This is a genomic window from Streptomyces sp. PL-29 (assembly GCF_058344425.1).
Genome location: NZ_CP136996.1, coordinates 1,043,031 through 1,062,500, shown reverse-complemented (window position 1 = coordinate 1,062,500; position 19,470 = coordinate 1,043,031). Strand labels below are relative to the sequence as shown.

At 69.2% G+C, this 19,470-nt stretch carries 16 protein-coding genes, 2 rRNA genes and 1 riboswitch (1 of these 19 cut by a window edge); of the genes, 15 read left to right on the top strand and 3 right to left on the bottom strand.

Going from position 1 to position 19,470, the window contains the following annotated elements:
* The 12 genes from R4Z63_RS04815 to R4Z63_RS04760 form a co-directional block, all read left to right on the top strand.
* Positions 1–1,280 (top strand): 23S ribosomal RNA (locus R4Z63_RS04815); it begins 1,837 nt to the left of the window's first position.
* 79 nt (positions 1,281–1,359) lie between these two features.
* A 5S ribosomal RNA gene (gene rrf, locus R4Z63_RS04810) occupies positions 1,360–1,476 on the top strand.
* Positions 1,477–1,604: 128 nt separating this feature from the next.
* The gene (gene clsA / locus R4Z63_RS04805) at positions 1,605–2,195 is read left to right on the top strand and encodes a cardiolipin synthase ClsA (protein WP_031149849.1); all 591 of its coding nucleotides are present in this window, start codon (positions 1,605–1,607) and stop codon (positions 2,193–2,195) included.
* 100 nt (positions 2,196–2,295) lie between these two features.
* Complete coding sequence (locus R4Z63_RS04800; RefSeq protein ID WP_037929301.1) at positions 2,296–4,791, top strand: mannose-1-phosphate guanyltransferase; 2,496 nt, start codon at positions 2,296–2,298, stop codon at positions 4,789–4,791.
* A gap of 108 nt (positions 4,792–4,899) precedes the next feature.
* Positions 4,900–5,808 carry a DUF881 domain-containing protein gene (locus R4Z63_RS04795; RefSeq protein WP_078557092.1) on the top strand — a complete coding sequence of 303 codons (909 nt, stop codon included), beginning with the start codon at positions 4,900–4,902 and terminating at the stop codon, positions 5,806–5,808.
* On the top strand, positions 5,805–6,137 hold the full coding sequence (locus R4Z63_RS04790) for a small basic family protein (RefSeq protein WP_007262894.1): 333 nt from the start codon (positions 5,805–5,807) through the stop codon (positions 6,135–6,137). Before R4Z63_RS04795 ends, R4Z63_RS04790 begins: the two co-directional genes overlap by 4 nt.
* Before the next feature lie 5 nt (positions 6,138–6,142).
* On the top strand, positions 6,143–6,952 hold the full coding sequence (locus R4Z63_RS04785) for a DUF881 domain-containing protein (RefSeq protein WP_384451843.1): 810 nt from the start codon (positions 6,143–6,145) through the stop codon (positions 6,950–6,952).
* Between the two features lie 88 nt (positions 6,953–7,040).
* A complete protein-coding gene (locus R4Z63_RS04780) occupies positions 7,041–7,979 on the top strand; it encodes an FHA domain-containing protein (protein ID WP_201773420.1) in 939 nt (312 codons plus the stop codon).
* A 43-nt stretch (positions 7,980–8,022) separates the two neighbouring features.
* Positions 8,023–8,784, top strand: a complete 762-nt coding sequence (gene ftsR, locus R4Z63_RS04775; protein WP_384451846.1) for a transcriptional regulator FtsR — start codon at positions 8,023–8,025, stop codon at positions 8,782–8,784.
* Positions 8,785–8,847: 63 nt separating this feature from the next.
* Positions 8,848–9,321 (top strand): bifunctional nuclease family protein, encoded by a 474-nt coding sequence (locus tag R4Z63_RS04770; RefSeq protein ID WP_037929290.1) that lies wholly within the window; start codon positions 8,848–8,850, stop codon positions 9,319–9,321.
* A gap of 180 nt (positions 9,322–9,501) precedes the next feature.
* On the top strand, positions 9,502–10,140 hold the full coding sequence (locus tag R4Z63_RS04765; RefSeq protein WP_384451850.1) for a MerR family transcriptional regulator: 639 nt from the start codon (positions 9,502–9,504) through the stop codon (positions 10,138–10,140).
* Between the two features lie 53 nt (positions 10,141–10,193).
* A complete protein-coding gene (locus R4Z63_RS04760; RefSeq protein WP_037929273.1) occupies positions 10,194–11,597 on the top strand; it encodes a DNA polymerase IV in 1,404 nt (467 codons plus the stop codon).
* A gap of 19 nt (positions 11,598–11,616) precedes the next feature.
* Here the strand turns inward: R4Z63_RS04760 and R4Z63_RS04755 are convergent, their stop codons facing one another.
* Complete coding sequence (locus R4Z63_RS04755) at positions 11,617–11,982, bottom strand: PRC-barrel domain-containing protein (protein WP_037929267.1); 366 nt, start codon at positions 11,980–11,982, stop codon at positions 11,617–11,619.
* A gap of 121 nt (positions 11,983–12,103) precedes the next feature.
* Positions 12,104–12,202: riboswitch (glycine riboswitch) on the top strand.
* A gap of 196 nt (positions 12,203–12,398) precedes the next feature.
* On the opposite strand from R4Z63_RS04755, the gene gcvP reads away from it, so the two are divergent.
* Positions 12,399–15,284, top strand: a complete 2,886-nt coding sequence (gcvP, locus tag R4Z63_RS04750; RefSeq protein WP_384451854.1) for an aminomethyl-transferring glycine dehydrogenase — start codon at positions 12,399–12,401, stop codon at positions 15,282–15,284.
* Between the two features lie 97 nt (positions 15,285–15,381).
* Here the strand turns inward: gcvP and R4Z63_RS04745 are convergent, their stop codons facing one another.
* Positions 15,382–15,570: a DUF5999 family protein gene (locus R4Z63_RS04745; RefSeq protein WP_030009772.1), complete on the bottom strand. Its 189-nt coding sequence runs from the start codon at positions 15,568–15,570 to the stop codon at positions 15,382–15,384.
* A gap of 261 nt (positions 15,571–15,831) precedes the next feature.
* On the bottom strand, positions 15,832–16,452 hold the full coding sequence (locus tag R4Z63_RS04740; RefSeq protein ID WP_037929261.1) for a hypothetical protein: 621 nt from the start codon (positions 16,450–16,452) through the stop codon (positions 15,832–15,834).
* Between the two features lie 495 nt (positions 16,453–16,947).
* Here R4Z63_RS04740 and R4Z63_RS04735 point away from each other — a divergent pair, with 495 nt between their 5' ends.
* Both R4Z63_RS04735 and R4Z63_RS04730 read left to right on the top strand, forming a co-directional pair.
* Positions 16,948–18,480, top strand: coding sequence for a glutamate-cysteine ligase family protein (locus tag R4Z63_RS04735; RefSeq protein WP_037929259.1), 1,533 nt, complete (start codon positions 16,948–16,950; stop codon positions 18,478–18,480).
* Between the two features lie 111 nt (positions 18,481–18,591).
* Complete coding sequence (locus R4Z63_RS04730; RefSeq protein WP_078557083.1) at positions 18,592–19,392, top strand: CPBP family intramembrane glutamic endopeptidase; 801 nt, start codon at positions 18,592–18,594, stop codon at positions 19,390–19,392.
* Positions 19,393–19,470 lie beyond the last annotated feature (78 nt).

Here is a 19,470-nt window from a genome sequence, read left to right as displayed (position 1 = left end):
GGTAGAGAATACCGAGGCGTTCGGGTGAACTATGGTTAAGGAACTCGGCAAAATGCCCCCGTAACTTCGGGAGAAGGGGGCCATTCCTGGTGATGAGTCTTGCACTCTGAGCTGGGGGTGGCCGCAGAGACCAGCGAGAAGCGACTGTTTACTAAAAACACAGGTCCGTGCGAAGCCGTAAGGCGATGTATACGGACTGACGCCTGCCCGGTGCTGGAACGTTAAGGGGACCGGTTAGTGACCTTTCGGGGTTGCGAAGCTGAGAACTTAAGCGCCAGTAAACGGCGGTGGTAACTATAACCATCCTAAGGTAGCGAAATTCCTTGTCGGGTAAGTTCCGACCTGCACGAATGGCGTAACGACTTCTCGACTGTCTCAACCATAGGCCCGGTGAAATTGCACTACGAGTAAAGATGCTCGTTTCGCGCAGCAGGACGGAAAGACCCCGGGACCTTTACTACAGTTTGATATTGGTGTTCGGTTCGGCTTGTGTAGGATAGGTGGGAGACTTTGAAGCATCAACGCCAGTTGGTGTGGAGTCGCCGTTGAAATACCACTCTGGTCGTGCTGGATGTCTAACCTCGGTCCGTGATCCGGATCAGGGACAGTGTCTGATGGGTAGTTTAACTGGGGCGGTTGCCTCCCAAAGGGTAACGGAGGCGCCCAAAGGTTCCCTCAGCCTGGTTGGCAATCAGGTGTTGAGTGTAAGTGCACAAGGGAGCTTGACTGTGAGACCGACGGGTCGAGCAGGGACGAAAGTCGGGACTAGTGATCCGGCGGTGGCTTGTGGAAGCGCCGTCGCTCAACGGATAAAAGGTACCCCGGGGATAACAGGCTGATCTTCCCCAAGAGTCCATATCGACGGGATGGTTTGGCACCTCGATGTCGGCTCGTCGCATCCTGGGGCTGGAGTCGGTCCCAAGGGTTGGGCTGTTCGCCCATTAAAGCGGTACGCGAGCTGGGTTTAGAACGTCGTGAGACAGTTCGGTCCCTATCCGCTGTGCGCGTAGGAATATTGAGAAGGGCTGTCCCTAGTACGAGAGGACCGGGACGGACGAACCTCTGGTGTGCCAGTTGTCCTGCCAAGGGCATGGCTGGTTGGCTACGTTCGGGAGGGATAACCGCTGAAAGCATCTAAGCGGGAAGCCTGCTTCAAGATGAGTATTCCCACCTCCTTGAGAGGGTAAGGCTCCCAGTAGACGACTGGGTTGATAGGCCAGATGTGGAAGCCCGGTAACGGGTGGAGCTGACTGGTACTAATAGGCCGAGGGCTTGTCCTCAGTTGCTCGCGTCCACTGTGTTAGTTCTGAAATAACGAACGGCTGTGATTACATGCCAGCGTTCTAAATTTCATAGTGTTTCGGTGGTCATAGCGTTAGGGAAACGCCCGGTTACATTCCGAACCCGGAAGCTAAGCCTTTCAGCGCCGATGGTACTGCAGGGGGGACCCTGTGGGAGAGTAGGACGCCGCCGAACAATTTTTGTGGGGAAGCCCCGTACCTTCTGGTACGGGGCTTTTCCGCGTTCCAGACACCATCGTCGCCTCCTGTAGGGTCAGGGGGCATCGAACGACCGTTTTCTACCGTCACAGTGGAGGCCCCCGGGTGGAGGTCCAGGAGACTCGGGTTCAGACTGACCGAATTTTCACCATTCCCAACATCCTGAGCATGGCCCGCCTGGCCGGCGTGCCCCTGTTCCTGTGGCTGATCCTCGCGGAGTACGACGGGTGGGCGCTGGCCGTCCTCATGCTCAGTGGAGTCAGCGACTATCTCGACGGGAAGCTCGCCCGGCGCTGGAACCAGATCAGCAAGCTCGGCCGGCTGCTGGATCCCGCCGCGGACCGCCTCTACATCCTGTCGACGCTGTTCGGTCTGACCTATCGCGAGATCCTGCCACTGTGGCTCACCGGAGCGCTCCTCGCACGTGAGCTGATGTTGCTGGTCATGGTGTGGATCCTGCGCCGCCACGGATATCCGCCGCCGCAGGTCAACTTCCTCGGCAAGGCCGCGACCTTCAACCTGATGTACGCCTTCCCGCTGCTCCTGCTCAGTGACGGAAGCGGCTGGTTGGCCTGGTTGGCCTCAGTTTTCGGATGGGCGTTCGCGGGATGGGGTACAACCCTCTATTGGTGGGCAGGAATCCTTTACGTGGTTCAAGTCCGCCGTCTGGTGAAGGCTGACGCCACGGCCGATTGAGCCCGTCCGACGCCGGATGACGCGGAGGAGTCGCGAAGTCACCGAACGAGGCGGGTGAGAGTCGGCACGACTGTCATCTCTCAAGGAGGACTCTTCCGACATGAAGGCCGTCGTGATGGCCGGTGGCGAGGGCACACGCCTTCGTCCCATGACCTCGAGCATGCCCAAGCCGCTCCTGCCGGTGGCGAACCGCCCGATCATGGAGCACGTACTCAGGCTGCTCAAGCGGCACGGGCTCAGCGAGACCGTGGTCACCGTGCAGTTCCTGGCCTCGCTCGTCAAGAACTACTTCGGGGACGGCGAAGAGCTCGGGATGGAGCTCACCTATGCCAACGAGGAAAAGCCACTCGGGACCGCCGGCAGCGTGAAGAACGCCGAGGAGGCCTTGAAGGATGACGCCTTCGTCGTCATTTCCGGCGATGCGCTGACCGACTTCGACCTCACCGACCTGATCCGCTTCCACAAGGAGAAGGGCGCACTGGTCACGGTCTGCCTCACCCGGGTGCCGAACCCGCTGGAATTCGGCATCACGATCGTGGACGAGGAAGGCAAGGTCGAGCGCTTCCTGGAGAAGCCGACCTGGGGCCAGGTGTTCTCGGACACCGTGAACACCGGCATCTACGTCATGGAGCCCGAGGTCTTCGACTACGTCGAGGCCGATGTCTCGGTCGACTGGTCCAGCGACGTCTTCCCTCAGCTGATGAAGGAAGGCCGGCCGATCTACGGCTACGTGGCCGAGGGCTACTGGGAGGACGTGGGCACGCACGAGAGCTACGTCAAGGCGCAGGCCGACGTGCTCGAGGGCAAGGTCGAGGTCGAGATGGACGGCTTCGAGATCTCGCCCGGCGTGTGGGTCGCCGAAGGAGCCGAGGTCAGCCCGGAGGCCGTGCTGCGCGGACCGCTCTACATCGGGGACTACGCAAAGATCGAAGCCGGTGTGGAGATCCGTGAGCACACCGTCATCGGGTCGAACGTCGTCGTCAAGAGCGGTGCCTTCCTGCACCGGGCCGTCGTCCACGACAACGTGTACATCGGGCCCCACAGCAACCTCCGTGGCTGCGTGATCGGCAAGAACACCGACATCATGCGCGCGGCACGGATCGAGGACGGCGCCGTCATCGGCGACGAGTGCCTCGTCGGTGAGGAATCGATCGTCCAGGGGAACGTACGCGTCTACCCCTTCAAGACGATCGAAGCCGGTGCCTTCGTCAACACGTCCGTCATCTGGGAGTCACGTGGACAGGCCCACCTCTTCGGCGCGCGCGGTGTCTCCGGAATCCTGAACGTCGAGATCACCCCCGAGCTGGTGGTCCGCCTCGCCGGTGCCTACGCCACCACGCTGAAGAAGGGCGCGATCGTCACCACGGCCCGCGACCACTCCCGTGGCGCCCGAGCGCTCAAACGGGCCGTGATCTCGGCACTCCAGGCCAGCGCGATCAACGTACGCGACCTGGAGAACGTACCGCTGCCCGTGGCCCGGCAGCAGACCGCGCGAGGCAGCGCCGGCGGGATCGTCCTGCGGACCTCCCCCGGAGTACCGGACTCCGTCGACATCATGTTCCTCGACGAACGGGGAGCGGACCTCTCGCTCCAGCAGCAGCGCAAGCTAGACCGCGTGTACGCGCGCCAGGAGTACCGGCGGGCGTTCCCCGGCGAGATCGGCGACCTGCAGTTCCCGGGCAGCGTCTTCGACGGCTACACGGGCTCGCTGCTGCGGCGGGTGGACACCACCGGGATCGCCGACGCCGGACTCAAGGTGGTCGTCGACGCCACCAACGGCAGCGCCGGACTCGTCATGCCGAGCCTCCTCGGCCGGCTCGGGGTGGACGCCCTGACGATCAACCCCGGTCTCGACGAGTCCAGGCCGACGGAGAGTGCCGAATCCCGGCGGGCGGGCCTGGTGAGACTGGGCGAGATCGTGGCCTCGGCACGGGCGGCCTTCGGCGTACGGTTCGATCCGGTGGGCGAGCGCATCTCGCTCGTGGACGAGCGAGGGCGGATCATCGAGGACGACCGGGCGCTGCTGGTCATGCTCGACCTGGTGGCCGCCGAGAAGCGCAGCGGCAAGGTCGCGCTGCCGGTGACCACGACGCGGGTCGCCGAGCAGGTGGCGGCCTACCACGGAACACAGGTGGAGTGGACGACGACCTCGCCCGACGACCTGACCCGCGTCGGGCGGGCCGAGAACACGATCTTCGGCGGAGACGGCCGGGGCGGCTTCATCGTTCCGGAGTTCAGCAGCGTCTTCGACGGCTCGGCGGCGTTCGTGCAACTGCTCGGCCTGGTGGCGCGCACCCAGCTCACACTGAGCCAGATCGACGCCCGGATCCCGCGGGCGCACGTACTCAAGCGGGATGTGCCGACGCCGTGGGCGGTGAAGGGGCTCGTCATGCGACGGGTCGTGGAAGCGGCCGGAGACCGGCAGGTGGACACCACCGACGGGGTGCGGGTGGTGGAGGCCGACGGACGGTGGGCGCTGGTGCTGCCGGACCCGGCAGAGGCCGTGACGCACCTGTGGGCCGAAGGCCCCGACGACGCCTCCGCGCAGGCGCTGCTCGAAGAATGGGCGGGCGTGGTGGACGGCGCCGGGCACTGAGCGCCCGGCGGTCGATGACCTGAACGGAAGTCCGGTGGGCGGGGGCGGGAGGCCCGGCCCTGCCCACCGGACGGACGCATTGGGTGTGTGCGGCGCCGACATGCGACGATGTGCGGCATGTCGCAGCCGCCCCCCCACCGGACTCCGGCGTCCCCTGCGCCTGCGCGCCCCGACGCCTCCATGTCGCTGCTGACGCACGTGATGGACCACAGCCTCGACGAGGGCTACGCCGAGGCGACCGCCCGGCGCCGAGCGGACGGCACGGCCGGCCTGCCCCGCACCCTCAAGGCCAAGCTGGGGCTCGCCGCCGGACTCGTGGTCGCCGCGATGGTCGTCACGCTCGGCGCGGCCGAGGCGCGCCTTGACGCGCCGGTGCTCGCCAAGGAGCGCCAGGAGCTGATCGACCGGGTGCAGCGGGCCGACGAGCGCGCCGACGCCCTGGAACAGAACATCGACCGGCTCAGGACCGATGTCGCCGCACGTCAGCGTGCGGCCCTCAAACAGCCCGGCGGGAGCCAGGGCGAGCTCGTCTCCCAGCTGGCCGGCGCCACCGAGGTCCGCGGGCCGGGGATCAGACTGGTGGTGGACGACGCCAAGGGCTCCTCCACGGGCGGCGGCGGGAAGCCGCGCGAGAGCAGCGGATTCTCCGACACCGGCCGGGTCCGCGACCGTGACATGCAGAAGATCGTCAACGGACTGTGGCAGTCCGGTGCGGAGGCGGTCTCCATCAACGGGCAGCGGCTGACGGAGCTGTCGGCGATCAGGGCCGCGGGCGACGCCATACTGGTCGACAACCGGCCGCTGGTACCGCCGTACGAAGTACTGGCGGTGGGGGACAAGCAGCGACTCGGCCCGGCCTTCCAGGACTCGGCGGACGGCCAGTACCTGCACGTGCTGCAGGAGAGCTACGGCATCCGCTACACCCTGTCCCCAGCCGACGAACTGCGGCTTCCGGCCGCTTCGAGCCTGATCGTCCGCACAGCCACAGCAGTAGAGCAGCAGAAGGGTGCATCGTGATCGCGGTACTGGGCCTCTTGGCCGGAGTGGTGGTCGGACTTCTGGTCCGGCCCGAGGTACCGGCCGTGGTGGAGCCTTATCTGCCCATCGCCGTGGTGGCGGCCCTCGACGCGGTGTTCGGGGGTCTGCGCGCCATGCTCGACGGCATCTTCGTCGACAAGGTCTTCGTGGTGTCGTTCCTGTCGAACGTCGTCGTGGCCGCACTGATCGTCTTCCTCGGCGACAAGCTGGGCGTCGGCTCGCAGCTGTCCACCGGAGTCGTGGTCGTGCTCGGCATCCGCATCTTCTCCAACGCCGCGGCCATTCGCCGCCACGTGTTCCGGGCGTGATCGACATGAACGCGAACGACACCCCCGCCGAGGAACCGAACGTCCCGGAACGGCCTCTTCAACAGGGAAAGGCACAGGCCGAGCCGGTGCCCGAGGAGACCGGCCGGCAGCGGCTGGCGGCCGGCTTGTGGCCTCCGAGGGTCAGCCGGGCCCAACTGATCGTTGCGCTGCTGCTGTTCGTCCTCGGACTGGGTCTGGCCATCCAGGTCCGGTCGAACAGCGACTCCAGCGCGCTGCGCGGGGCGCGGCAGGAGGACCTGGTACGCATCCTCGACGAGCTGGACGGGCGGACCAAGCGGTTGGAGGACGAGAAGCAGCGACTGGAAGACCAGCGCCGGGAGCTGGAGAGCAGCTCCAACCAGGCGGAGGAGGCCCGCAGGCAGACCGCGGAGAAGGAGCGTCAACTCGGCATCCTGGCCGGTACGGTGGCAGCCCAGGGGCCGGGCATCACACTCAGGATCACCGATCCCACCGGCCAGGTGCGGCCCGACCAGCTGCTGGACACGCTCCAGGAGCTGCGGGCCGCCGGGGCCGAGGCTATCCAGATCAACGGGGTGCGCATCGTGGCAGGCTCGTACTTCTCGGACGAGAACGGTGGGGTCGGGATCGACGGCAAGAAGATCACACAACCCTATGAGTTCAAGGTGATCGGGAAGCCCCAGGATCTGGAGCCGGCGCTCAACATCCCGGGCGGTGTCGTCCAGACGCTGGAGAAGGAGCAGGCCACGGTCGCCGTCACACGGTCGGCGAAGATCGTTGTGGACGCCTTGCGGGCTGCGAAGCAGCCTGACTACGCTCGGTCGTCATCGGGGTGAAGGTGGAGCGGAGTGGAAGGTGGAGCGGCTCACGCAGGCTGATGCCTGCGGGGGGTCGCCGCACCGAAGTTGCGGTGCGTGGTGGAAACTGTCTGGTGGTTACGGACGTTGTGAGAATGTCCGGGTCGGCAGGTGTCTGCATGCGGAGTTCGTCCTGCCCCACGGGCGGGTCTGTTTCAGTCAAGGGGAATCGCCCGTGAAGTTGTTTGAGAAGTTGTTCGGCAAGAAGAACCGCGAGGAGAGCGGCGCGGCCAGGCACCGCGCCGGGGGCGCGGAAGGGCAGGGTGACCGGCCGCTGTTCCGCGACGAGGTCGCCGGCGCGGGCGAAGTTCCGGGTGCCCCCGGCGCGTCGTCTGTTGACCCTGCCGGTACCGGCCGCATAGGTTTCGGTGAACCATCAACCTCAAGTGCGGGTGGAGGGTTTGCCCCCGACCCGTACGCCACCAATGCCTCCGCGGGGCAGCCGCGGCGCGAGGAGCCGTCCATGTCGGCCGAGCAGGTTTGCAGCAGGTGCGGACACCGCAGCGATGCGGCCAGCCGGTTCTGCTCCAACTGCGGAGCGCCGCTGCGGGCGGGCCTGACGCCGGAGCGCGCTTCGGAGACCACGTCCACCATCTCGATCTCCGGCCTCGAGGCCTACGAGGCCGAGGTGTCGGGACAGACGCACGTGTCGTCCTCGCTGTCCCCCGAGGCCCAGGCCGCGGTGGAGGCGCTGCCGCCCGGTTCCGCCCTGCTCATCGTGCGGCGCGGACCCAACTCCGGCAGCCGCTTCCTGCTGGATGGCGAACTGACGACGGCCGGCCGGCACCCGCAGAGCGACATCTTCCTGGACGACGTCACCGTCTCCCGGCGGCACGTCGAATTCCGCAGGAGTCAGGACGGCGGCTTCACCGTGGCCGATGTCGGCAGCCTCAACGGCACGTACGTCAACCGTGAACCCATCGACTCCGTCGCCCTGCACAACGGCGACGAGGTGCAGATCGGCAAGTACCGGCTGGTCTTCTACGCGAGCCTGCGGGGCGTCTGACCCTCCCCCGGACCCGGTCCGGGGGCACCCGAGGGAAGGTCCCATGCTGCGCAACCCGACAGGCGGCGCCGGGAACGGCACCGCCGGCTCGGCCGGGCGGCTGGTGAGCATCGGCACGGTGCTCACCACGCTGCGTGACGAGTTCCCCGAAGTCACGATCTCGAAGATCCGTTTCCTGGAGGCGGAGGGGCTGGTCGAACCCCGGCGTACACCTTCCGGGTACCGCAAGTTCAGCACGGAGGACGTGGAGCGCCTCGCCCGCATCCTGCGCCTGCAGCGTGATCACTACCTGCCGCTGAAAGTCATCCGCGAGCAGCTCGACGCCCTTGCACGCGGGGAGCAGGTCCGCATCCCGGCACCGGCGGCGCACGGCGACTGCGCCGATCCGTCGGACCCCGCCGCCCTGTACGGCGAGACGGGGCAGGAGGAGCCTCCCGCCGCCCGGGTGGGGCGGGCCGAGCTCCTGGAGGCCGTGGGCGTGGACGAGGAGCAGCTCGCCGAGTGGGAGTCGTACGGGCTCCTCGCCGAGGCGCCGGGCGGCGGGTTCGACGCCGACGCGCTCACCGTGGCCCGGCTCGTGGCCGACCTGGGGCGTTTCGGCCTGGAGCCGCGCCACCTGCGCGCGATGAAGGCGGCCGCCGACCGGGAGGCGGGGCTGGTGGAGCAGGTCGTCGCACCCTTGCGCCGACACCGCAACCCGCAGACCAGGGCCCACGCACAGGCCACGGTGAAAGAGCTCGCGGGGCTCTCCGTACGGCTGCACGAGGCCTTGGTGCAGACGGCCCTCGGGGTCCGGTTGCGCTGAGCGCGGCGGCCGAGGTGGAGCCCCGACTACCCAAACCTGCCGGGCAGGTCCTAGGGTTGCTGTGTGAACGAGCTCGACGTTGTGGGTGTCCGGGTGGAAATGCCCTCCAACCAACCGATCGTGCTCCTGCGTGAAGTGGGAGGCGACCGGTACCTCCCCATCTGGATCGGTCCGGGAGAGGCGACGGCCATTGCCTTCGCCCAGCAGGGTATGGCCCCTGCCCGGCCGCTGACGCACGACCTGTTCAAGGACGTGCTGGAGGCGGTCGGTGAGGAGCTCACCGAGGTCCGGATCACGGATCTGCGGGAGGGCGTCTTCTACGCGGAGCTCGTCTTCGCCAGCGGGGTCGAGGTGAGCGCGCGGCCTTCCGACGCCATAGCCCTCGCCCTGCGGACGGGGACACCGATCTACGGCAGTGACGGCGTGCTGGACGACGCCGGAATCGCCATTCCGGACGAGCAGGAGGACGAGGTGGAGAAGTTCCGCGAGTTCCTCGACCAGATCTCGCCCGAGGACTTCGGTACCGGCCAACAGTGAGTCGCCGCCGCGTCCTCCACGCCGCGCCATCACCCCATTCGAGTAGCCTTTCCCCGCAATCGGATACGGGAAACCACTCTCAGGGTGATTATCACTCGGCGTGCCGAGTGTGGCGATCGTTGACGCACCCCTGGTGACTGCCTACCTTCGAGGTGGGCAGGTCAAGGACGGAGGGTCGGCGTGAGGATCACGGGCGACGGTACGACCGGGGGCACCCCCGTACGGAGTGGCACCGGGCCGTACCCGCTGCACGGTGGTGCGGCCGGACCCGCGCGCCGCCAGCCGGAGTCGACGCCGGTCGGTTCGCCGGACGGCGACCCGGCGCCCGAGCAGGTCGGCTACCGCGGACCCACGGCGTGCGCCGCGGCCGGCATCACCTATCGGCAGCTCGACTACTGGGCGCGCACCGGGCTGGTGGAGCCCAGCGTGCGGGCCGCCTACGGCTCCGGAACGCAGCGCCTCTACAGCTTCCGCGACGTCGTGGTACTCAAGATCGTCAAGCGTTTCCTGGACACCGGTGTGGCGCTGCAGAACATCCGCACGGCGGTGCAGCATCTGCACGACCGCGGCCTCGCCGACCTTGAGCGGATGACGCTGATGAGCGACGGCGCCACGGTGTACGAGTGCACCTCGCCGGACCAGGTCGTGAGTCTCCTCCAGGGTGGGCAGGGCGTCTTCGGCATCGCCGTGGGGGTGGTGTGGCGCGACGTGCGCAACGCCCTGTCACAGCTGCACGGGGAGCGGGTGGACACCGGCGAGACCCTGGTCCGGCACCACCCGGCGGACGAGCTGGCCGCCCGTCGCAACCGAGCCGGCTGAGCCGGCCTGCCCGGGCCGCGGGAATGTCAGTGGCGTAGGGCAGCATCGGTGCCGTGAGAGCCGCCCCGACCATCCTGCATCTGGACATGGACGCCTTCTACGCCTCCGTCGAGCAGGCGTCGAAGCCGAGCCTGCGCGGCAAGGCCGTCATCGTCGGAGGGCTCGGACCACGGGGGGTCGTCGCCACCGCCTCCTACGAGGCCCGACGGTTCGGGGTGCATTCGGCGATGCCCACGGCGCAGGCCAGGCGGCTCTGCCCGAACGGCGCCTACCTGATCCCGCGGTTCACGCTCTACCGGCAGGTCAGCGACGTGGTCATGGCCATGCTGCGGGAACTGTCGCCGCTGGTGGAGCCGCTCAGCCTGGACGAGGCCTTCGTGGACCTGGAGGCGGGCGGGGCGGCCTTCGACTCGCACTCGGCGCGGGCGACGGGCGAGCGGCTGCGGGCCGGCATCACCGCCGCCACCGGGCTCAGCGGGTCCGTGGGGCTGGCCGGGTCGAAGATGCTGGCCAAGGTCGCCTCGGAGGAGGCCAAGCCCGCGGGGCTGCTGCTGATCGAGCCCGGGACCGAGCGGGAACTGCTCGCTCCGATGCCGGTGCGGACTCTGCCGGGGGTGGGGCCGGCCACCGGGGAGCACCTGCGCCGCGCCGGGATCACCACGGTGGGGGACCTGGCGGAGGCCGGGGAGGACGAGTTGGTCCGGATGCTCGGGCGCGCGCACGGCACGGGGCTGTACCGGATGGCGCTGGGCCTGGACGACCGGCCGGTGGTCGCGGAGCGGGACGCCAAGTCGGTGTCGGTCGAGGACACCTTCGACGTGGATCTGCACGACCGGGTGCGGATCCGGGGCGAGGTGCAGCGACTCGCCGACCGGTGCGTGCAGCGGCTGCGGGGCTCCGGGCACTCGGGGCGCACGATCGTGCTCAAGGTGCGGCGCTACGACTTCTCCACGCTGACGCGGTCCGAGACGCTGCGCGGCCCCACGGACGACGCGGCGGTGGTGCGGGAGGCCGCCGCGCGGCTGCTGGAGGCGGTGGACACCACGGGAGGCGTGCGGTTGCTGGGGGTGGGGGTGACCGGCCTGGCGGACTACACGCAGGAGGACCTCTTCGCCCAGTCGCTCGCGGCCGAGCCTCAGGTGGCGGCCGAGGTGGACGGTACGGGCGGTGCGGCCGGGGGAACCGAGCCGGAGGCCGCCGGAGGGGACGAGAAGCCACAGGAGGGGCCGCCGGCGCCCGCGGAGCAGCAAGAGGCTCCCGAGCGCCGCTGGGCGGCCGGAAGCGACGTACGCCACGTGCTGTACGGGCCGGGGTGGGTCCAGGGCAGCGGGGTGGGGCGGGTCACCGTCCGGTTCGAACAGCCCGGGTCGGAGCCCGGCCGGGTGCGGACCTTCCGGGTGGACGACCCGGATCTGGCGCCGTCCGACCCGTTGCCGCTGGTGGGGGAGGCCGCGTAGGGCGGCGCCGGGGCGCGGGTCAGCCCTCGTCGCCCGCCAGCCGGCCGAAGTCGCGGTCGACGTCGGACGGGAGGGCCGTGTCCAGGCCGTAGTGGTGATAGAGCTGGAGTTCCTGCTCGGGGGAGAGGTGGCGGCCGACGCCGAAATCCGGTGCGTCCCTGATGAGGGAGCGTTCGAAGGGCACCCGCAGGGTCTCGCCGACCATCTCGCTCGGCTCCAGCGGCACGAAGGCGTCCCGGCCGAAGAAGCCGGTGCGGACGGCGGCCCATTCCGGGACACCCGTGGCATCGTCGAGGTAGACCTCGTCGATGGTGCCGATCTTGGCACCGTTGCGGTCGAACGCCTTGCGGCCGATCAGGCTGCGCGGATCGATGTCGGTCTGCACGGTCCCTCCAAATGGTCGCAACTGTCGCAACTGCTCCCTAGTGACTACAGAAGGGCATTTCCGCAGAGGAGGCCACTCGGGGAGCCTCTTGAACCCCGCTGGTAGGCTGGGTGACGGCTGTCGACCCTGTGCGGGAGAGTCCTCCGAGTGAGCAAGACGGAGGCGCCGAAGGAGCAAATCCTCCCCGGAATCTCTCAGGCATACGTACCGCACGGACGAGGCCACTCTGGAAAGCAGGGCGGGTGCCGGGCGCGCAGTGCCGGTCCCCCTCCTCACCGACGGTGAAAGCCGGAGCTCTCGGGAGACCCCCGTGAGATCCGGTGAAACTCTCAGGTGCAGATGACAGAGGGGGAGGCCGTCCGGGTGCCCGCGCCGTGGTGCCCCTCGCAGGTCATATGACCAGGAGGCCTCCGTACATGACCGCCAACCGCATTCCGCTCTCCCAGCTGGAGCGAGGCATCCCCTTCGAACAGCGCCACATCGGCCCGGATGCCGAGGCGCAGGCGAAGATGCTCGCCCAGGTGGGCTACGGCTCCCTGGACGAACTGACCGCCGCCGCGGTGCCGGATGTGATCAAGACCGCCGACGCGCTCGACCTCCCCGAGGCGCGGACCGAGGCCGAGGTGCTCGCCGAGCTGCGCTCGCTCGCCGACCGCAACCAGGTCCTCACCCCCATGATCGGTCTCGGTTACTACGGGACCTTCACCCCGCCGGTGATCCTCCGCAACGTCATGGAGAACCCGGCCTGGTACACGGCGTACACGCCCTACCAGCCGGAAATCTCGCAGGGCCGCCTCGAGGCCCTCCTGAACTTCCAGACCGTCGTCGCCGACCTCACCGGCCTGCCGACCTCGGGCGCCTCGCTGCTCGACGAGGGCACCGCGGCCGCCGAGGCCATGACCCTGGCCCGCCGCGTGGGCAAGGTCAAGGGCAACGTCTTCCTCGTCGACGCCGACGCCCTGCCGCAGACCATCGCCGTCATCGAGACCCGCGCCGAGCCGATCGGCATCGAGGTCGTCGTCGCCGACCTCTCCGACGGCATCCCCGCCGAGATCGCCGAGCGCGGCGTCTACGGCGTCCTGCTCCAGTACCCGGGTGCCTCCGGCGCCGTCCGGGAGATCAAGCCGGTCATCGACCAGGCGCACGAGCTCGGCGCCATCGTCACCGTCTCGGCCGACCTGCTCGCCCTGACCCTCCTGACGTCCCCGGGCGCCCTCGGAGCCGACATCGCCGTGGGCACCACCCAGCGCTTCGGTGTCCCGATGGGCTTCGGCGGACCGCACGCCGGCTACATGGCCGTCCAGGACAAGCACGCCCGTTCGCTGCCCGGCCGCCTCGTCGGCGTCTCGGTGGACGCGGACGGCAACAAGGCCTACCGCCTGGCCCTGCAGACCCGCGAGCAGCACATCCGCCGTGAGAAGGCCACCAGCAACATCTGCACCGCGCAGGTGCTGCTCGCCGTCATGGCCGGCATGTACGCCGTCTACCACGGCCCGGACGGCCTGCGGACCATCGCCCGCCGCACCCACCGCTACGCGGCGCTGCTCGCCGCCGGTCTGCGGGCCGGCGGAGTCGAGACCGTACACGGCGCCTACTTCGACACGATCACCGTCCGTGTGCCGGGCCGCGCGGCCGAGGTCGTCGCGGCCGCCCGGGAGGGCGGGGTCAACCTGCACCGGGTCGACGCCGACCTCGTCTCGATCAGCTGTGACGAGACCACGCTGCGCGCCGACATCGAGGCCGTCTGGGCCGCCTTCGGCGTCACCGCCGACATCGAGGCGCTCGACGAGGCCACGGCCGACACCCTGCCCGAGGGCCTGTTGCGCTCGGACGCGTACCTGACGCACCCGGTCTTTCACCAGCACCGGTCTGAGACCGCGATGCTGCGCTACCTGCGCAGGCTCTCGGACAAGGACTACGCGCTGGACCGCGGCATGATCCCGCTGGGCTCCTGCACCATGAAGCTCAACGCGACCACCGAGATGGAGCCGGTGACCTGGCCCGAGTTCGGCCAGCTGCACCCCTTCGCGCCGGTGGAGCAGGCCGAGGGGTACCTCACGCTCATCAACGAGCTGGAGGAACGTCTCTGCGAGGTCACCGGCTACGACAAGGTCTCCATCCAGCCGAACGCCGGCTCCCAGGGCGAGCTCGCCGGTCTGCTGGCCGTACGCGCCTACCACCGGGCCAACGGCGACGAGCAGCGCACCATCTGCCTCATCCCGTCCTCCGCGCACGGCACCAACGCCGCCAGCGCCGTGATGGCCGGCATGAAGGTCGTCGTCGTCAAGACGGCCGACGACGGTGAGGTGGACGCGGACGACCTGCGTGCCAAGATCGAGCAGCACCGTGACGAGCTCGCCGTGCTGATGATCACCTACCCCTCCACGCACGGTGTGTTCGAGGAGCACGTCGCCGACATCTGCGCCCAGGTGCACGAGGCCGGCGGCCAGGTCTACGTCGACGGCGCCAATCTGAACGCCCTGGTCGGCCTGGCCAAGCCGGGTCACTTCGGTGGCGACGTCTCGCACCTGAACCTGCACAAGACCTTCTGCATCCCGCACGGCGGCGGCGGTCCGGGCGTCGGCCCGGTCGGCGTCCGGGCGCACCTGGCGCCGTACCTGCCGAACCACCCGCTGCAGCCGACGGCCGGCCCGGAGACGGGCGTCGGCCCGATCTCGGCCGCGCCGTGGGGATCGGCCGGCATCCTGCCGATCTCCTGGTCGTACGTGCGCCTCATGGGCGGCGAGGGCCTCAAGCGCGCCACCCAGGTCGCGGTGCTCGGCGCCAACTACATCGCCAAGCGCCTGGAGCCGCACTACCCCGTGCTCTACACCGGCCCGGGCAACCTGGTCGCGCACGAGTGCATCATCGACCTGCGCCCGCTGTCGAAGGCCACGGGCGTCAGCGTGGACGACATCGCCAAGCGCCTGATCGACTACGGCTTCCACGCGCCGACGATGTCCTTCCCGGTCGCCGGAACGCTCATGATCGAGCCGACGGAGTCCGAGGACCTCGCCGAGATCGACCGTTTCTGCGACGCGATGATCGCCATCCGCGGCGAGATCGAGCGGGTCGCGGGCGGCGAGTGGCCGGCGGACGACAACCCGCTGGCGAACGCCCCGCACACGGCGGCTTCGCTGGGCGGCGAGTGGAACCACCCGTACACCCGGGACGAGGCCGTCTTCCCGGGCGGCGTCACGGCCGCCGAGAAGTACTGGCCGCCGGTGCGCCGCATCGACGGTGCCTTCGGCGACCGCAACCTCGTGTGCTCCTGCCCGCCGCTGGACGAGTACGACAACTGAGGCGCCCCCGCCTCTGAGGCCGTCGCACGACATGGTGAAGGGGCCGGCCCCGGGAGACTCTCCCGGGGCCGGCCCCTTCACCGTCCTGCGTCCTCGCCTACGCCGCCGCGAGCGGGCGGTGCGGGGCGATGATCTGCCCGTCCGGCAGCAGCTCACCGGTGTCCTCGAAGAGCAGGACGCCGTTGCACAGCAGGCTCCAGCCCTGTTCCGGATGGTTGGCCACCGGGCGCGCGGCCTCCCGGTCGGCGGATTCGGCAGACGGGCAGGCTGGCTGGTGCTGGCACATGGATGCGTTCTTTCGCTGCGGTGTGGTCTGAGTGCTACGGCTCGATACCTGGTTCATGGCCGTCCCCCTGGGTCATCCCCGCAGCCGCGGGGCGCTTGCCATCAGTGTTCCCCCACGACAGCTGCTTCGCAGGGATTTCCCGGCAGCTGTCCTCATGGATTGATGACGCATCACTCGTGCGGGCGGTTCAGGCCAACTCCCCTGTCATTTCGGATGGTTCACGGGTGGCCCGGGTGGACTAGGCCGAATGGGTCCATCGGGTCAGGCGGCGGGCGCGGCCAGCGAGGGAGGGGCCGGCGCCGTCGCCGGCGTGAGCCGGTGGGTCAGCACCGGCAGGAGTTCGGAGACCGGATGCGGTCGGTACGCGGCGATGCCGGGCGGGGCTGGGGCCAGCGGCACCAGCAGGTCCTCGCCGGCGGGCAGCCCGGCGGCGGGGTCCGCGCCCACCGCCCCGTGCAGCCAGAGCGTCAGCATGTAGAGCTCCGGTACGGAGAGCAGCCGGGGCTGGTAGCCGGTGGTGAGCAGCTCGGCCTGGCGCAGGGCGCGCTCGGTGGCGCAGACGTAGGGGCCTTCGAAGAAGTGGGAGAAGGCCCAGCCGTCGGGTGTCAGTCGGGTGTCCGCCGCCGCGACGTGCCGGTCCCCGCTGCGGATCAGGAACCGCCACCCGACGAGCCGTGTGCGGGGCGGCCGGCCGACGGACGCCAGGTCCGAGAGGTTCAGCCGGTCCATGACGTGGACCGGAAGGGGGAGCTCGGCGGTCAGCGGCCCCTGGACGGCGCGCAGGGACGGAGTGTGCGCCTCGTTGACGGCGGTGGGGGAACCGAGTGCCGTGAGGATGCTGCGCAGGGCGGGTGCGGGAGCCGGGGGGACATGCAGCGGCATGGTGGGTCGCCTCTCACTTGGGAGACCTGTGGAAACGGGGCAGGTGCGGGACGGCGCTGTCGCATTCTGGGGCCAGAGGGGGGCCGAGGGGCAATGGCCGCGCGCCAACTCTCTGCCTCGTTTGCGGAGTTTATACGACATGTGTTCACGCAGTGTTTCGGCTAGCTGTCCCGCCTATTGCCGACAAGGCGCTTACCGGTCCCACTGACATGGCATTCATGCCGGATGTGCGCGCACATGTCGCGCTGACCTCGGAGGTTACCGGAAGGGGGCTCGGCTGGAAAGCGCCTGTTTTCAGGAGCGGGCAAGTGCCACGATGAACTTGCACAATTCCGCTTGCCAGGTGAATGTGCCGAAGCGCCCTTCGGCCAACCCGGCGCGCGCTCCTCGCCACGCACCCCTCCTCCGCGTTATGGATCACGATGCCGGGGCATCATCGACCGTAACGCGCGCCTGGGTGCCCCGGACCAGGCCCACTCGAGGAGGGACGCTTCGATGGGGGAGAAGGTCGTGGCGGGAGGGTTCGACCTGTCCGATCGGCAGCGGTATCGAAGGAAACTCCACGAGTGTCTGGAGGGACTGGAGCGACTTCTGGCGGAGAAGAGGTTCGATCGCCCGAAGAACATGATGGGGCTGGAGATCGAGCTGAATCTCGCGGGAACCGACGGATTGCCGCGCATGGTGAATGCCCAGGTGTTGGAGCGGATTGCCAGCCCTGATTTCCAGACCGAACTGGGAATGTTCAACCTGGAGGTGAACGTTCTGCCGCACCGGCTCGGCGGCCGGGTATTCGACCGGCTCGCCGAGGAGCTCAGCGCGGGGCTGGGATACGCCCACCGGCAGGCCGCCGAGATCGATGCCGGAGTGGTGATGATCGGCATCCTGCCGACGATCTCCCGCACGGACCTGGTCACCGCGAACCTCTCCGCGGTGGACCGGTACTCCCTGCTGAACGAGCAGATCCTGATGATGCGCGGGGAGGACTTCACGCTCGACATAGACGGCGTCGAGCGGCTGATCTGGACCTCCGGGTCGATCGTGCCCGAGGCCGCCTGCACCTCGGTACAGCTGCACCTCCAGGTGACGCCGGCCCGGTTCGCGGCCGTGTGGAACGCGGCGCAGGCCGTGACCGCGGCGCAGATAGCCGTCGGCGCCAACTCGCCCTTCCTGTTCGGGCGGGAGCTATGGCGGGAGTCGAGGCCGCCGCTGTTCACACAGGCCACCGACACCCGGCCGCCGGAGCTCCAGGCGCAGGGGGTGCGGCCGCGCACCTGGTTCGGCGAGCGCTGGGTGGACTCGGCGTACGAGCTCTTCGCCGAGAACGTCCGCTACTTCCCCTCCCTGCTGCCGATATGCGACGAGGAGGAGCCCCTGCGGGTGCTGGCCGAAGGCGGGGTGCCGAGACTGCAGGAGCTGGTCCTGCACAACGGCACCGTCTACCGGTGGAACCGGCCCGTGTACGGGGTCGCCGACGGGGTGCCGCACCTGCGCGTGGAGAACCGGGTGCTGCCGGCCGGGCCGACGGTCACCGACGTCGTCGCCAACGCCGCCTTCTACTACGGGCTCGTCCGCACCCTCGCGGAGGAGCCGCGACCGGTGTGGACCCGGCTGCCCTTCGCCGAGGCGGAGGCGAACTTCGACGCGGCCTGCCGGTACGGGATCGACGCCCGGCTGCGGTGGCCGCGCCGGGGGCGGGCCGGAGGCCTGGTCAGCGTGCCCGCGGTACGGCTGGTCCTGGACGAGCTGCTGCCGATGGCAGCGGCGGGCCTGGACGCCTGGGGCATCGAGCCCAGCGACCGGGACCACTACCTCGGCATCATCGAGGAGCGCTGCCGGCGGCGGGTCAACGGCGCGACATGGCAGGTGGACACCTACCACCGGGCCCTCGCGACGGGGCTGGGCCGGGAAGAGGCACTGGCCGCGACCACCCGGCGCTACAGCGAGCTCATGCACAAGGGTGACCCCGTGCACACCTGGCCCGTCGGGCTGGCTGAGGAGGTGGTTGCGGCGGTTCCCGTCGTGAGCTGAGGCGCCCCGCCGCGCCCGGACACCTCCCGTGCCCGCCCTCGGTGATCCCCCCGCCCGACCGACGGGGCAGTATGGGGGCATCACAACGGGACGGCAGGACGGGAGTCGGGCGTGCGGGCGGAGCCGGAGCCGGTGTTCGTGGAGCTGGGCGAGGACGGGCGGCGGGACCTCCTGCGTACCGAGACCCTGCTCGTCCTGGCGCTTTCGCTGGGCGCCAGCGGGGTCTCGGCGCTGATCAGTTTCATCGGTTCGCTGACCAAGCCGGGCGGTCTGAAGGACCAGGCCGCGACGCTCAACGGCTCCTACGCGCCCGGTCGGCCGTGGCTGGACCTGGCCTGGCAGCTGTTCGGGATCGCGAGCGCGCTGGTCCCCGTACTGCTGGTGGCGCACCTGCTGACCAGGGAGGGCGCGCCCGGGCTGCGGGTGCTCGGCTTCGACCGGACGCGGCCGCTGGGGGACCTGGGCCGCGGCGCGCTCGTCGCGGCCGGCATCGGAAGCGCGGGTCTGGCCTTCTACCTGGGAGCGCGGGGGGCCGGCTTCAACCTCACGGTGGTGCCGGAGGCACTCCCCGACGTGTGGTGGAAGTTTCCCGTCCTGATCCTCTCGGCGATCCAGAATGCGGTGGTGGAAGAGGTCATCGTCCTGGGCTACCTGCTGCGCCGGCTCGGGCAGCTCGGCTGGACTCCGCTGGCGGCGCTGGCCGCCAGCTCATTGCTGCGCGGCTCCTACCACCTCTACCAGGGCATCGGCGGCTTCATCGGCAACGTGGTGATGGGCGTCGTGTTCGTGCTGGCCTACCGCCGCTGGGGGCGGATCGGGCCGCTGGTCGCCGCGCACGCGCTCCTCGACATCGTGGCCTTCGGCGGGTACGCCCTGCTCGCGGGGAAGGTGGGCTGGCTGCCGACGCCGTGACACGGCGCCGCACCCGATCGGCCCCGCAGGGCGGGGCCCCCGGCCGCGACGGTGCGACGCTGGGGGAGTGAGGAGGCG